We start from the raw sequence: 14,326 nt of genomic DNA, 5'->3' as shown, positions 1-14,326 counted from the left end.
CACCCATGGCAACGCTTGAAATCCGCGACCTGCACGTCTCCGTCGAGGCCGACAACGCCACGAAGGAGATCCTCAAGGGCGTCGACCTGACCGTGAAGCAGGGCGAGACCCACGCCATCATGGGCCCGAACGGGTCCGGCAAGTCCACCCTCGCGTACTCGCTCGCGGGTCACCCCAAGTACACGATCACGAGTGGCACGGTGACCCTGGACGGCGAGGACGTCCTGGAGATGTCCGTGGACGAGCGGGCCCGCGCCGGCCTGTTCCTCGCCATGCAGTACCCGGTCGAGATCCCCGGTGTCTCGGTCTCCAACTTCCTGCGCACCTCCGCCACCGCCGTCCGCGGTGAGGCCCCCAAGCTGCGGACGTGGGTGAAGGAGGTCAAGGAGACGATGGCCCAGCTCCAGATGGACCCGGCCTTCGCCGAGCGCAACGTCAACGAGGGCTTCTCCGGCGGTGAGAAGAAGCGCCACGAGATCCTTCAGCTGGAGCTCCTCAAGCCGAAGATCGCGATCCTCGACGAGACCGACTCCGGTCTGGACGTCGACGCGCTGAAGACAGTCTCCGAGGGCGTCAACCGTGTGCGCGAGACCGGCGAGGTCGGCACCCTGCTGATCACGCACTACACACGCATCCTCAAGTACATCAAGCCCGACTACGTGCATGTCTTCGCCAACGGCCGGATCGCCGCCTCCGGCGGTGCCGAGCTGGCCGACCAGCTGGAGAACGAGGGCTACGAGGCATACACCAAGGGTGGCCCCGTGAGCGGAGCGAACTCAGGAGGTACGGTCGCGTGACTGACGCCCGACAGGGGCTCTCCGGCCTCCTCGACACCGAGGCGATCCGCAAGGACTTCCCGATCCTGGACCGCACGGTCCACGACGGCAAGAAGATCGTTTACCTGGACAGCGCGGCGACCTCGCAGAAGCCGCGCCAGGTGCTCGACGCGCTCAACGAGTACTACGAGCGGCACAACGCCAACGTCCACCGCGGCGTGTACACGATCGCCGAGGAGGCCACCGCGCTGTACGAGGGCGCTCGCGACAAGGTCGCGGCCTTCATCAACGCACCCAGCCGCAACGAGGTGATCTTCACCAAGAACGCCTCGGAGTCGCTGAACCTGGTCGCCAACATGCTCGGCTGGGCGGACGAGCCCTACCGGGTCGACAGCGACACCGAGATCGTCACCACCGAGATGGAGCACCACTCCAACATCGTGCCGTGGCAGCTGCTCTCGCAGCGCACCGGCGCGAAGCTCAAGTGGTTCGGCATCACGGACGACGGCCGGCTGGACCTGTCGAACATCGACGAGATCATCACGGAGAAGACGAAGATCGTCTCCTTCACGCTGGTCTCCAACATCATGGGCACGATCAACCCGGTCGAGAAGATCATCCGCCGCGCCCAGCAGGTCGGCGCGCTGGTCTGCATCGACGCCTCGCAGGCGGCCCCGCACATGGTGCTCGACGTGCAGGCGCTCCAGGCCGACTTCGTGGCCTTCACCGGCCACAAGATGGTCGGCCCGACCGGCATCGGCGTGCTCTGGGGACGGCAGGAGCTCCTGGAGGACCTGCCGCCGTTCCTCGGTGGCGGCGAGATGATCGAGACCGTGTCGATGCACTCCTCGACGTACGCCCCCGCGCCGCACAAGTTCGAGGCGGGTACGCCCCCGATCGCGCAGGCCGTCGGCCTCGGCGCGGCCGTGGACTACCTCTCGGCCATCGGCATGGAGAAGATCCACCGCCATGAGCAGGCCATCACCGAGTACGCGGTGCGCCGGCTCCTGGAGGTCCCCGACCTGCGGATCATCGGCCCGGCGACGGCCGAGGACCGCGGTGCGACGATCTCCTTCACGCTCGGCGACATCCACCCCCACGACGTGGGGCAGGTGCTCGACGAGCAGGGCATCGCGGTCCGGGTCGGGCACCACTGCGCACGCCCGGTGTGCCTGAGGTACGGAATTCCTGCGACGACGCGAGCGTCGTTCTATCTGTACTCCACGCCCGCCGAGGTCGACGCCCTGGTGGACGGGCTCGAGCACGTGCGGAACTTTTTCGGTTAGATGGCAGAGCGGCTGAGGGTTGACTGGTGAAGCTTGATTCCATGTACCAGGAAGTGATCCTGGACCACTACAAGCACCCCCACGGGCGTGGCCTGCGGGACGGCGACGCCGAGGTGCACCACGTCAACCCGACGTGCGGCGACGAGATCACGCTCCGCGTGAAGTACGACGGCGACACCATCGCCGACGTCAGTTACGAGGGCCAGGGCTGCTCCATCAGCCAGGCCAGCGCCTCCGTGCTCAACGAGCTACTGGTGGGCAAGCAGCTCGGCGAGGCGCAGAAGATCCAGGAGACCTTCCTGGAACTGATGCAGTCCAAGGGTCAGCTGGAGCCGGACGACGCGATGGAGGAGGTGCTGGAGGACGCGGTCGCGTTCGCCGGCGTCTCCAAGTATCCGGCCCGGGTCAAGTGCGCGCTGCTGAGCTGGATGGCGTGGAAGGACGCGACGGCGCAGGCGCTGTCCGAAGGGAAGACGGCATGAGCGACAACGAGACTCTTACGACCAAGCCGGCCTCCGAGGAGGAGGTCCGCGAGGCCCTGTACGACGTGGTCGACCCCGAGCTGGGGATCGACGTGGTCAACCTGGGCCTGATCTACGGCATCCACATCGACGACGCCAACATCGCCACCCTCGACATGACCTTGACGTCGGCGGCCTGTCCGCTGACCGACGTCATCGAGGACCAGGCGAAGTCCGCGACGGACGGCATCGTCAACGAGCTCCGGATCAACTGGGTCTGGATGCCGCCGTGGGGTCCCGACAAGATCACCGATGACGGTCGCGAGCAGCTTCGCGCGCTCGGTTTCAACGTCTGAGCCATGACGTCCACGGAAGGCCCCCGGCACTGTGCCGGGGGCCTTCCGTCCGTGCTCAGCCCTCCGTGGCCAGGCGGTTCAGCCACTCCCTCGGCAGATGCCGCTCCGCGCTGTCGAACGGCTGACGTCCGGCCGGGTCACCACTGCGGGGCGCCGCCCCCGTACGGCGGAGGCACCGGCCCCTGCGCGGGGACGCCGGCGGCCTCGGCCAGGACGGGGCCCAGGTTCTCGGTCCGCATCCGCCGGTCGACGTAGAGCAGGCCGGTCACCAGCTGGGGGAACGTCGTCGAGATGATCTGGCTCACGAGCTGCCCCAGCAGGGTCGCGACCAGGTAACCGCTCATCGCGACCATCACCGCCGCGGGGCTCGGGTCGTCCTCCAGCGACGCCGTCCCGATCATGCCGGGGAAGAGGCCGAGGACCGAGAAAGGCATCTGGATGACATAGCCGGCCGCGCCCGCTATCACGCCGGCCAGCAGGGTGATGCCGAAGATCCGCCACCAGTCGCCCCGCACCAGCTGGGAGGAGCGGCGCAGTGCGGCGACGGGTCCCCGGCCCTCGAAGACCACGGCTGCGGGCGCCAGGCTCACCTTTATCCAGATCCAGGCCGCCAGCGGCCCGGTGATCAGGACCCCGACGACGCCCAGCGTGATGGCGGTGGCGGTGCCGCCGCCACTGTCCATCGTGACCAGGCTGATGATCACCCCGATGAAGACCGCCATGACCAGCAGCACGGGCACCATCGCGACCAGGGCGGTGAGGATCAGGGCCCCGATCACGGGGGCGACATGGGCCCAGGCCCTCTGCCACACCGTCGAGAAGGCCACGGGCCTGCCCAGGACCGCCTCCTGTAGTACGGCCGGGACCGCCGCGTACATCAGGCCGGAGACGACCGCCATGGTGACGATGCCCAGCAAGGCGAGGAGGCAGCCGGCCGTCACGAGCGGCACGATGTCCGAGGACGACGCTCCCTCGTCGTAGTCGAGGGAGACCACCCGTTCCAGGTGGTCGGCGACGGCGGAGTAGGCGACGGCCACCGCCGCCGCCATCAGGAGCGCGGCCCCGCCGTACAGCGCGGCGGCCATGCCGAACAGCTGCTTCCAGTACCTGCCCATCGTCGAGAACGCCCCGCCCAGCACGTCCCCCAGCTTCAGCGGCGCGAGCGGTATGACCCCCGGCTTCGGCGGTGGCACCCAGCCGCCCCATCCCGGCGGCCCCCCGTAGGGACTTCCGCCGTACGCCGCGCCCCCGTAGGCGCCCCCGCCCCACCCTGCGTCCTGCGCCACCACTGCTCCGTTGCTCGTATCGTCCGGTTGTCATCCGGTCCTACCGGTGCGGACACCGTAGCGTCCCGGGGTGGGCCCGAATCCCTTCCTGGCCGGTCACGATACGGGTGCACGGTTCTTGTGTACGGCCGTACGCAACGTTGCATACGCTTGTACGCATGGGATACGGAATGCTGGCCGCGGCCATAGCGGCGGAGGTGGCCGGAACTACGGCCATGAAATACAGCGAGGGGTTCACCAGGCTGTGGCCCTCGCTCATCACCGTCGTCGGCTATGTCCTGGCCTTCACGCTGCTGGCCCAGACCCTCAAGACGCTGTCGATCGGCACCGCCTATGCCATCTGGGCGGGGACGGGCACCGCGGCCGTCGCCGCCATCGGCATCCTCTGGATGGGCGAGTCCGCCGGACTCGTCAAGCTGACGGGCATCGCTCTGGTCGTCGCGGGGGTCGTCGTCCTCAATCTCGGAGGAGCCCACTGATGGTCCGGCGGTACGACCCCGAGCGGCGTGAGCGCATCATCGACGCGGCCATCCGCGTCGTCGCGGACCGGGGCATCGGCGGGCTCAGCCACCGCACCGTGGCGGCCGAGGCCGACGTGCCGCTCGGCTCGACGACGTATCACTTCGCTTCGCTCGACGAACTGCTGGTCGCCGCCCTGCGCCGGTGCAACGAGAGCTTCGCCCGGACGGTGCGGGAGAGTCCGTACTTCTCCGACCCCGGGGTTCCGCTCGCCGACGAGCTGACCCGGCTGCTGGGGGAGTGGTTCGCCGCGGGGCGCGGGCCGCTGGCTCTGGAGTACGAGCTGTACCTCGCGGCCCTCCGTCGGCCCGCTCTGCGGCCGGTCGCCGCCGAGTGGGCCGACGCACTGGCCGTCCTGATCGCCGACCGCACCGACCGGGCCACCGCGCGGGCGCTCACGGCCCTGCTGGACGGGATCAGCCTCCAGGTACTGCTCACCGGCGGTGACTTCGACGCGGAGTACACCAGGGAGATGCTGGCCAGGGTCGTGGACGGGGCGGGCCGCTGACGCCGGTCGGGCGGTGCCCCGCCGGACGGCCGCCGGCTCCGGCAGCCGGGTGGCCGCCAACCCCCGTACCCGTGCCGCTTCTCCGGGCCCCTCCGCGGCCCTCGTCGTCGCCTCCTCTTCTTCCGGTGCCCGGGTCGCGCTCCGTTGCCGGAGTGCGACCGGTGCCGGCAGCTGTGCGCGCCCCGCTCGGTTGACCTGCGGATCCCGGGCTGCCATAGTCCGTTCCCAAAAGGAACTCACTGCCTGGGGGGCGGGATGGGCATGCTGCGCGGCGTACCGAGAACGGTGCGGCTCCTGGCGTTCGGCGCCTTCCTCAACGCCCTCGTCAGCTTCACCTTCGTCTATCTCTTCGTGTACCTCACCGGACCGCGCGGCCTCTCCGTCGCCCAGGCGGGTGTGATCAGCGGCTTCGGCGGGATCGGCCTGGTCGCGGGGAACCTCACCGGCGGCTGGTTCGGGGACCGGTACGGCCACCGGCGGATGCTTCTGACCGGCGCCTGTGTGAGCGGCGCCGCGCTCGTCGCCCTCCCCCTGCTGCCCCTGGCCGCCCTGTACGCGGTGCTGCCGCTGGCCCAGTACGCCTCGGGGGTCGTCCGCGCGGCCAACGCGGCGCTCGTCGCGGTCTCCGTCCCCGCCGGAGGGCGCCGCCAGAGCTTCGCCCTCACCCGCTTCGCCTCCAACGGAGGCTTCACCGTCGGGCCACCGCTCGGCGCGCTGATCGCCGCCGCGTCCTCGTACGACTGGCTCTTCCTCGCGGACGGGCTGGGCACCCTGCTCTTCGCCGGGTACGCCGCCGCGATCCTGCCGTCCCACGGCACCGCGCACACCCTGCGCACGCACGATCCGCACGCGCCGGGCCTCTGGCGCGAACTCCGGGCCAGGCCCGCGGTGCTGGTCCTGCTCGCCGCGATCGTCTGCGTGGACCTCGTCTACCGTCAGCAGTACTCCACCCTCCCCGTCTTCCTCGCCGACCACGGCTACGGCACCCAGTTCTACGGCTGGCTGATCGCGGTCAACGGGGGCGTCATCCTCTGCCTCGAACTTCCCGCCGCGCACGCCCTGCGCCGCCGGGCGCCGCTGACCGTCGTCGGGACCGGGCTGCTCCTCGTCGGACTCGGCTACGCGGTGCTGATCCCCGGTGCGGGTGCCCTCTTCGCCGTCTCGATGATGGTGTCGCTGACCCTGGGCGAGATCCTCTACAAGACGACGGCAACCGCCTACGTCGCCGACCAGGCGCCGCTCCACGCGCAGGGCCGGTTCCAGAGCCTGTACGCCGGCGCCTCGATCAGCGGCCAGGTCGTCGCCCCGCCCCTGGGCGGCGCGCTGTACACCGCCGCGCCCTCCCTGCTCTGGCCCCTCTGCGCGGCCCTCGCGTGTGGTGCGGGGGTTGCCGTGCTGGCGGCGCGGCGGCTGCGCGAACCCCCGTCCGGGCCGCGGGTGACGAGCGGTGCGGGATCCGGACGCCCCGTTCCTCCGGGCGAACACGCTCCGGCAGCTGAGACCGGTTCGCCCGCGCGGGGCTCCGACGGTTAGGTTCTGTTCATGACCGACACGACTTCCCAGGGCTCCGCCCGCACCACCGGCGCCGTCGCCGCCGGCCTCGCCACCATCGCCGGTGACGGCACCGTCCTCGACACCTGGTTCCCCGCCCCCGAGCTCGCCGCGGAGCCCGGCCCGGCCGGGACGCAGCGCCTGAGCCCCGAGGAGGCGGTGAACCGTCTCGGCGACGGAGCGGCCAAGGCCATCGGCGTGGACGCGCGCCGCGGCGTGGAGATCGTCGCCGTGTCCACGGTCATCTCCTCACTGGACGACAAGCCGCTCGACGCGCACGACACCTATCTGCGGCTGCACCTGCTCTCGCACCGTCTCGTGCAGCCCCATGGGCAGAACCTCGACGGCATCTTCGGCTTCCTCGCCAACGTCGCCTGGACCTCGCTCGGCCCGGTCGCCGTCGACGACCTGGAGAAGGTCCGGCTCAACGCCCGCGCCGAGGGCCTGCACCTCCAGGTCACCTCGGTGGACAAGTTCCCCCGGATGACGGACTACGTCGCGCCCAAGGGCGTGCGGATCGCCGACGCCGACCGGGTGCGGCTCGGGGCCCACCTGGCCTCCGGCACGACCGTGATGCACGAGGGCTTCGTGAACTTCAACGCGGGCACCCTCGGCACCTCCATGGTCGAGGGCCGCATCTCCGCGGGCGTCGTCGTCGGCGACGGCTCCGACATCGGCGGCGGCGCGTCCACCATGGGGACGCTGTCCGGCGGCGGCAAGGAGCGCATCGCCATCGGGCAGCGCTGCCTGATCGGCGCCGAGGCGGGCATCGGGATCGCGCTCGGCGACGAGTGCGTCGTCGAGGCCGGGCTGTACGTCACGGCAGGCACCCGGGTGACGATGCCCGACGGCCAGGTCGTCAAGGCCCGCGAGCTCTCCGGCGCCTCGAACATCCTCTTCCGTCGCAACTCGGTCACCGGTGCCGTCGAGGCCCGCCCGAACAACGCGGTCTGGGACGGGCTCAACGACGTACTGCACAGCAACGACTAGTCCGTAGCGGCGAGGAGTTCCTCGTACACCCCGCGCAGCCCGTCGACCGCCTCGCGGCCGGCGGGCTGCAGCGGTTCGCGGACCGGGCCCGCGCCCAGCAGTGCCTTCGCCGTGACCGTGCCGGGCAGGCCGGCGGCCATCATGGCCTCGATCAGCGGGGCGGTGAGCCCGTTGAGCCGGGCCGCCTCCGCGGTGTCGCCGGCGTCGAACGCGTCCAGCACGGCCCGCATCTGACGCGGGGCCGCGTTGGCGACCGTACTCACATAGCCGGCCCCGCCGAGCGCGTACAGCGGGAGGTTCAGCTCCTCGCACCCCGAGTAGTAGGCCAGCGAGGTCCGCCCCATCACCTTGGCAGCCGCGAGCAGGTCGTACGAACAGTCCTTGACCGCCACGACGCGCGGGTGCCCGGCCAGACGGAGCAGTGTCGCCGGTTCGATCCTCGTGCCGGTGCGGCCCGGGATGTCGTACAGCATCAGCCCGATGCCCGTCGCCTCCGCGACCCGGAGGAAGTGCGCCTCCACGGCGGCCTGCGGGGGGCGGCTGTAGTACGGGGTCACCACCAGCAGCCCGTCGGCGCCCGCGGCCTCGGCCTCCCGTGCCAGCCGGACCGTGTGCCGGGTGTCGGAGCTGCCCACGCCCGCGACGAGCGGGACGGCGTCGCCGACCGCCTCCCGGACGGCGCGCAGCAGCGCGGTCTTCTCCTCGTCCGTCGTCGTCGGTGACTCGCCGGTGGTGCCGCTGAGCACGAGGCCGTCGCAGCCGTCCGCGACGAGGCCGGCGGCGTGCCGGCGGGCGGCGTCCAGGTCCAGGTCACCTGCGGCGGTGAACGGGGTGATCATGGCGCAGAGGGCGCGGCCGAAGGGCCTGGCCGTGTGGGATGTCATCTCCGCAGTCTCGGCTTCCGGTGCGTGCGGGTCCACTTAGTTCTGCTTGGGGTGAAGGGCAAGAGACGCTGAACGGTGGAGGTGGCGTCCGGCATGATCGAACGCGGTTGCGACGGACCGTTCGGGGGATGGGCCACGGTATGCGCGTACGGAGAACGATCTCGGCCGCCGTGCTCACGGCGGCCACGCTGACGCTGTCCGGCTGTGCCGGCTTCCTCGTCCCCGCGGGCGAGGGGGAGCCGGGCCCCTCGCCGAGCCACACCGACACGACGCGGCCGACGGACGCCCCGCCTGCCCCGGGCGCCGGGCCACGACGGACGCCCCGCCTGCCCCGGGCGCCGGGGCCACGACGGGCGCCGGGGCCGCGACGGAGGCGCCGGCCCAGGGCGCGACCTCCCCCGCGGCGTCGGCAGCCGGCTGCCCCGCCTCCGGAGTGGTCGTGGAGATGGGCCCCGTACAGACGGCGTTGTTCCACCGCGCCGTCATCCTCACGCTCACCAACTGCGGGAAGCTGCCCTACCGCGTCCACGGCTACCCCGCCGTCCGCGCTCTGGGCGACGAAGGCGAACGCATCCCCGTACCCGTGAACGCGGGCGGATCGATGTCCGGCAACGACGAAGGGCCGCAGGAGGGCGTGCTGAAGCCCGGAGCGAGCGTCACATCGACCCTGTCCTGGGTCTCCACCAAGGAGGGCGGCGACCTCATCGAGGGCGACGCCCTGGAGATCGCCGCCGCCCCGGACGCCGGGGCCCGCGTCTTTCCGCTGGAGGGGCACGACATACGCCTGATGGACGAGCTGAACACCACGGCCTGGCGTACGGGGACGGCCGGATGACCGGCCTTGACCTCAAGCGCGCTTGACGTATGAGGGTGGTGATCGAAGGCGCGCCGCGAGGGTGTGCCGGGGAGGATCACGCCATGCCCGCCGTGCAGTTCAACTCCCGTCCCGAAATGACCCGTTCCGACGCGGGGACCGTCAAGGTCAGCACCTGGGACGTCGGTACCCCCGAAAGGCAGCGCCTCACGGTCGAGGCCATCCGCGCCGCCTGGGCGGCTCGCGAGTGGCCGCACCCCGGACTTCTCTCGTACACCGTGCTCACCGGGGAGGACGGGAAGACGCTGCTCCACCACTCGCAGTGGACCGAGGAGTCCGTCCACCGGGAATTCGCCCGCACGGGCCGGGACGAGCGCCTCGCCGAGATCGACGCGGCCGTACCCGGCATCGAGCGGCTCGGGCTGCGCGCGTTCGAGCTGTACCGCTCGGGGGTGAAGCAGGACCCCCGGAAGCCGGGCTGCGTCGTGATCGTGGACATCGAGTTCGACGGGCCGGACCCGGCCCGCCAACGTGACTGGGTGGATGCGGTGTTCGAGGCGCTGGAGTCCGATCCGACGCCGGCGCCCGGCGGCATCTCCGCGCACTTCCACGTCGGTACGGACGGGACTCGGGTGCTCAACTACGCCGAGTGGGAGAGCGCACAGGCCCACATCGACGCGCTCGCCGCCTCGGGCGGCGGGGTCGGATCGACGACACCGCAGTGGCACCGGGTCCAGAACCACCCCGGTCTGAAGCGCAGTACCGTCCGCCGCTACACACCCGCGCTCAGCCTCGCGTCCGGCCTGTAGGAGAACCGGGCGGCTCGGGACGAAATGCGTCTACGCTGGGGGGCGGCCAAGGCCCCGAACACACCGGGCCGGCCCCTCGCACACAGCCCGCGCACGCCCCGAGGAGAACCCCCTGATGTCCGCAGAGCGCCCCTCCCTGCCGCCGGTGCGGCTGCACACCGAGGCCGAGCTGGCACGGGACGCGCTGGCCGCTCCGCTGCTCGCCCGCGCCGTCCGCCTCGCCCGCTGGGCGGGGCCGGAGACCCGGGTCGGCGCCGGTGGTGAACTCGTCGAGGCGCAGCTGCCCGAGGCCGCACAGCACCTGGGGCTGGGCGACGACGAGGACGGCGCCGCCTACGCCAGCGAGGCGTGGCGCCTCGCCGTCGACACCGGGCTCGTCGACTTCGAGGACCCCCAGGACGCAGACGGGACCGGGGAGGGCGAGGCGGAGGGCACCGTCACGGCCGGCGAGAACCTCGCGCTGCTGACCTCCGGATCCCCGCAGGACGTCCTCGCGATCTGGCTCGACGGGCTGGAGGCCGTGCACGCGGACGCCACCGCCCCGGCCTTCGACGACTTCGCCGATCTCATCGGTGAGGACGGCAGCGTCGACTTCGACGCCCTGGACTGGGACCCGGAGGAGGAGACCGAGTTCCTCGACGGGGTGCTCGGCAACCTCTACCTGCTGACCCTCTCGGAGGCCGGTCCCGCCGACGGCCCCGTGCCGCTGCCGGCCCTCGCCGCCTCCGTGGTGGTGCCCGACGACATGGGGGAGCCCACCGACGACGTCCTGGAGCAGGTGTCCGAGGCGATGATGCGGCTGGACGACCAGTTCCGGGTCCTCGAACCCATCGGGATCGTCGAATACCGGCCGGTGGACGAGACGTTGCTGACCGAGGAGGGCGAAGAGGCGACGCCGCCCGCCGACGACGAGGACGTCACCCGCTACGGCATGGTGAAGCTGACGCCGCTCGGCCTCTACGGCATCCGGGAGCGGATGCTGGAGGCCGGGGTGGACGCCCCCGCCGTCGGTGACCTCGCCGACAAGGGGGCCGACGCCCTCCTCGACGGCATCGCGTACTACCCCGAGGAGGCCGCGCGCACCGAGGTCGGTCTCTGGCTCGGAAGGCGCGGAGCCGAGGGGGCGGAGGCCGCCGCGGTGGAGCTCCTGGACGCTGCACGCGGCGCCGACCGGCGGGCACCGCTGCGCAGGCTCCACTGCCAGCAGGCCCTCGCCCTGGTCGGCCCGCAGGCCGAGCCCGCTGTGCGCGCGGTGCTCGGTGATCCCGAGCTCGGCGGTCTGGCGCGGGTCTGGCTCGCGGAGAGCGGAGCGGCGGACGTGCCGGCGCCCCCGGAGTCGATGATCTTCTGGCTGGCCGTGGACACGATCGCCGCCCAACTGGACGCCGACGGCGACCTGGACGAGCTCCAGGAGCTGGTCGAGGGGCTCTCCGGCCAGCACAGCGGCTTCTTCGACGAGGCATGGCGGGTGGAGCACCCGGCGACCGCCGAGGTCCTGGAGACGATGGGCCGCCTCCACAGCGACCGCGGCGCCGCGAAAGCCGCCCGCAAGGCGGCGTACAAGGCGCGGTCGCGGCAGCAGAGCTGACGCGCGGGTACGGGGCACGGCCGCGGCGGAAGGGCTGCCGCGGCCCGTCGGTCTCCGGCGGTGTGCCTGATCTTCGCCGTCCGTTCACCGAGCCGCCCATCGGCCATGGTTCACGGCTGCGAGCATCCGGTTCCTCAGTGGACCGAACCGGAGGAACGATGCTCCCGAAGAGAACCTGTGCCGCACTCGCGGTCCTGGCCGTGACCGCGGGCACCCTGGCGGGCGCAGGTGTGGCGAACGCGGGTCAGACGCACGGCGGAGACCGCGGACGGGAGCCGCTGGCCTTCGAACGCGCCGCCACCTACCCCGTCTTCCAGAACCGGCCGGCCGGGGAGGACGCCGCGGACCGGGCCGTCGCCGAGATCTCCGCGACCAGCGAGGACGGCCGCACACTCGTCTACACGGACGCCGCAGCCAAGCGGATCGGCTTCCTCGACATCAGCGACGCCGGCCGGCCCGAGGGGCTGGGCACGCTCTCCCTGGCCGAACTGGGCGACGCCGAGGACGAGCCCACCTCGGTGTCGGTGGTCGGCCGGTACGTCCTCGTCGTCGTGAACACCAGCGCGAGCTACAGCCAACCGTCCGGACGCCTGGACGTCATATCGCTGGCCACCCGCGAGCGGGTGGCCAGTCACGACCTGGGCGGCCAGCCCGACTCGATCGCGATCAGCAAGGACGAGCGGTACGCCGCCGTCGCCATCGAGAACGAGCGCGACGAGGACGCCACCCCGCCCGGCGGCGAGGAGGGCGACCTCCCGCAGGCACCCGCGGGGTTCGTCCGGATCGTCGACCTCAAGGGTTCCTCGCCCACCCGGTGGACCACCCGCGCGGTGCCGCTGACCCGGGCGGACGGCTCCGCGCTGCCCGCACTCACGGCCGCCGGAATCACCGAACCCACCGACCCGGAGCCGGAGTACGTCTCCGTCAACAGCCGGGGTCAGCTCGCCGTGACCCTGCAGGAGAACAACGGCGTCGTCATGATCGACCTCGCGTCGGGGCGCCTCACCAAGGCGTTCAGCGCCGGCACGGCCTCCGTCGACGGCATCGACACCGCCGAGGACGGCGTCATCGACCAGACCGGGTCCATCACCGACGTGCCACGCGAACCGGACGCCCTCGGCTGGATCGACGACCGCTACCTGGCCACCGCCAACGAGGGCGACTGGAAGGGCGGAACCCGCGGCTGGACCGTCTTCGACAGCCGTACCGGCAAGGTGGCCTGGGACGCCGGCAACAGCTTCGAGCACATCGCGGCGCGCTACGGCCTGCTGAACGAGGACCGCTCCGAGAACAAGGGCACCGAGCCCGAAGGGCTGGCCGTCGCCACCTACGACGGGGTGCGCTACGCCTTCGTGGGCTCCGAGCGCAGCAACTTCGTCGCCGTCTACGACGTCAGCAGGCCCACCCGGCCGGTCTTCGAGCAGGTGCTGCCGGCCACCAACGGCCCCGAGGGCCTGCTGCCGATCCCCTCACGCGGACTGCTCGCGGTCTCCAGCGAGGAGGACGACGCCGAGGCCGGGGTGCGCGCCTCGGTGAGCCTGTTCGAGCTGGGCAGGGGGACGCCCTCCTACCCCTCGCTCGTCTCGGGCCCGGACTCCACGGGTACCCCCATCGGCTGGGGCGCGCTCGGCGCACTGTCGGCCGTGCCGGGCCGCCCCGACGAGCTGTACACCGTCACCGACGCCGCGTACTCCACGACCCGTGTCCTCACGATCGACGCGGACCGCGAACCGGCCGTCATCACGCGCGAGCTGACCGTCAAGGACGCCGCCGGCGAGCCCGTCGGTTACGACGCCGAAGGCATCCACGCCCGCCCGCAGGGCGGCTTCTGGCTGGCCGTCGAGGGCAGCACGGGCGCCGGCAACCAGCTGGTGCGCCTGGACCGCCACGGCGTCACCCGGCAGATCGTTTCACTCCCGTCCGACGTCGCCCAGGGCCTCGGCTCGCAGGGCTTCGAAGGCGTCACCGCCACCACGGACCGCGACGGCCGCGAGATCGTCTGGGCGGCCCTCCAGCGCCAGGTCTCCACCGACCCGGCCGGCGTGGTCCGGCTCGGCCGTTACGACGTCCGGGCGGGCACCTGGAGCTGGTACGGCTACCGGCCCGGCACCACCACCACGCCCGGCGACTGGATCGGCCTCTCCGAGATCACCGTGGTGGGGAACAGGCTCGCCGTCATCGAACGCGACAAGCTGAACGGCCCCGCTGCCGAGGTCAAGAGGATCTACACGGTCGGCCTGCCGAGGACCGCGGCCCCGGAGGGCACGCCCACCGTCCTGCCCAAGACCCTCGCCCACGACGTGCTGCCCGACCTGCGGGCCACGAAGGGCTGGACGCAGGAGAAGCTCGAAGGACTCACCGTGGCGGGCAACGGCCACGTCTACGCCGTCACCGACAACGACGGCCTGAGCGACTCCACGGGGGAGACGGCCCTCCTCGACCTCGGGACCGCCCGCAAGGCCCTCGGCCGGGGCTGACCACCCGCCGGCCGCCTCCAC

14 protein-coding genes are annotated in these 14,326 nt (G+C 71.7%); 12 read left to right on the top strand and 2 right to left on the bottom strand.

The genetic code is table 11. The annotated features are described in order from the left end of the window. Positions 1-5 precede the first annotated feature (5 nt). Genes sufC through ACIP63_RS00760 form a run of 4 tightly spaced genes read left to right on the top strand, consistent with a single transcriptional unit; the run spans position 6 to position 2,879 of the window. Complete coding sequence (gene sufC, locus ACIP63_RS00775; RefSeq protein WP_401510149.1) at positions 6-797, top strand: Fe-S cluster assembly ATPase SufC; 792 nt, start codon at positions 6-8, stop codon at positions 795-797. Next, a complete protein-coding gene (locus ACIP63_RS00770) occupies positions 794-2,062 on the top strand; it encodes a cysteine desulfurase (RefSeq protein ID WP_401510148.1) in 1,269 nt (422 codons plus the stop codon). Before sufC ends, ACIP63_RS00770 begins: the two co-directional genes overlap by 4 nt. Before the next feature lie 26 nt (positions 2,063-2,088). Beyond that, entirely contained in the window at positions 2,089-2,544 is a 456-nt protein-coding gene (gene sufU / locus ACIP63_RS00765; protein WP_104789963.1) for a Fe-S cluster assembly sulfur transfer protein SufU, read from the top strand. Beyond that, positions 2,541-2,879, top strand: coding sequence for a metal-sulfur cluster assembly factor (locus ACIP63_RS00760; protein ID WP_093539690.1), 339 nt, complete (start codon positions 2,541-2,543; stop codon positions 2,877-2,879). The genes sufU and ACIP63_RS00760 overlap by 4 nt, the downstream gene beginning before the upstream one ends. A gap of 137 nt (positions 2,880-3,016) precedes the next feature. Here ACIP63_RS00760 and ACIP63_RS00755 read toward each other — a convergent pair whose 3' ends face one another. Next, positions 3,017-4,165 (bottom strand): hypothetical protein, encoded by a 1,149-nt coding sequence (locus ACIP63_RS00755; RefSeq protein ID WP_401510146.1) that lies wholly within the window; start codon positions 4,163-4,165, stop codon positions 3,017-3,019. Between the two features lie 158 nt (positions 4,166-4,323). Here ACIP63_RS00755 and ACIP63_RS00750 point away from each other — a divergent pair, with 158 nt between their 5' ends. The 4 genes from ACIP63_RS00750 (at position 4,324) to dapD (ending at position 7,733) form a co-directional block, all read left to right on the top strand. Beyond that, positions 4,324-4,644, top strand: a complete 321-nt coding sequence (locus tag ACIP63_RS00750) for a DMT family transporter (RefSeq protein WP_401510145.1) — start codon at positions 4,324-4,326, stop codon at positions 4,642-4,644. Beyond that, a complete protein-coding gene (locus ACIP63_RS00745) occupies positions 4,644-5,192 on the top strand; it encodes a TetR/AcrR family transcriptional regulator (RefSeq protein ID WP_401510143.1) in 549 nt (182 codons plus the stop codon). Before ACIP63_RS00750 ends, ACIP63_RS00745 begins: the two co-directional genes overlap by 1 nt. A 255-nt stretch (positions 5,193-5,447) precedes the next feature. After that, positions 5,448-6,725, top strand: a complete 1,278-nt coding sequence (locus ACIP63_RS00740) for an MFS transporter (RefSeq protein WP_401510141.1) — start codon at positions 5,448-5,450, stop codon at positions 6,723-6,725. A 9-nt stretch (positions 6,726-6,734) separates the two neighbouring features. Next, a complete protein-coding gene (dapD, locus tag ACIP63_RS00735) occupies positions 6,735-7,733 on the top strand; it encodes a 2,3,4,5-tetrahydropyridine-2,6-dicarboxylate N-succinyltransferase (protein WP_401510140.1) in 999 nt (332 codons plus the stop codon). Here dapD and dapA read toward each other — a convergent pair. After that, complete coding sequence (gene dapA / locus ACIP63_RS00730; protein ID WP_401510139.1) at positions 7,730-8,617, bottom strand: 4-hydroxy-tetrahydrodipicolinate synthase; 888 nt, start codon at positions 8,615-8,617, stop codon at positions 7,730-7,732. The two genes, dapD and dapA, sit on opposite strands and share 4 nt — an antisense overlap. 445 nt (positions 8,618-9,062) lie before the next feature. On the opposite strand from dapA, the gene ACIP63_RS00725 reads away from it, so the two are divergent. The 4 genes from ACIP63_RS00725 (at position 9,063) to ACIP63_RS00710 (ending at position 14,305) form a co-directional block, all read left to right on the top strand. Beyond that, positions 9,063-9,452: a DUF4232 domain-containing protein gene (locus tag ACIP63_RS00725; RefSeq protein ID WP_401510137.1), complete on the top strand. Its 390-nt coding sequence runs from the start codon at positions 9,063-9,065 to the stop codon at positions 9,450-9,452. Between the two features lie 83 nt (positions 9,453-9,535). Continuing rightward, complete coding sequence (locus tag ACIP63_RS00720; RefSeq protein ID WP_401510135.1) at positions 9,536-10,240, top strand: antibiotic biosynthesis monooxygenase; 705 nt, start codon at positions 9,536-9,538, stop codon at positions 10,238-10,240. A gap of 115 nt (positions 10,241-10,355) precedes the next feature. Further along, on the top strand, positions 10,356-11,828 hold the full coding sequence (locus tag ACIP63_RS00715) for a hypothetical protein (protein WP_401510134.1): 1,473 nt from the start codon (positions 10,356-10,358) through the stop codon (positions 11,826-11,828). Positions 11,829-11,986: 158 nt separating this feature from the next. After that, complete coding sequence (locus ACIP63_RS00710; RefSeq protein ID WP_401510132.1) at positions 11,987-14,305, top strand: esterase-like activity of phytase family protein; 2,319 nt, start codon at positions 11,987-11,989, stop codon at positions 14,303-14,305. Positions 14,306-14,326: the final 21 nt, after the last annotated feature.

It is taken from the genome of Streptomyces sp. NPDC088746, from assembly GCF_044751065.1.
In the GTDB taxonomy this organism is placed as follows: domain Bacteria; phylum Actinomycetota; class Actinomycetes; order Streptomycetales; family Streptomycetaceae; genus Streptomyces.
This window is presented reverse-complemented; position numbering and strand designations above follow the sequence as displayed.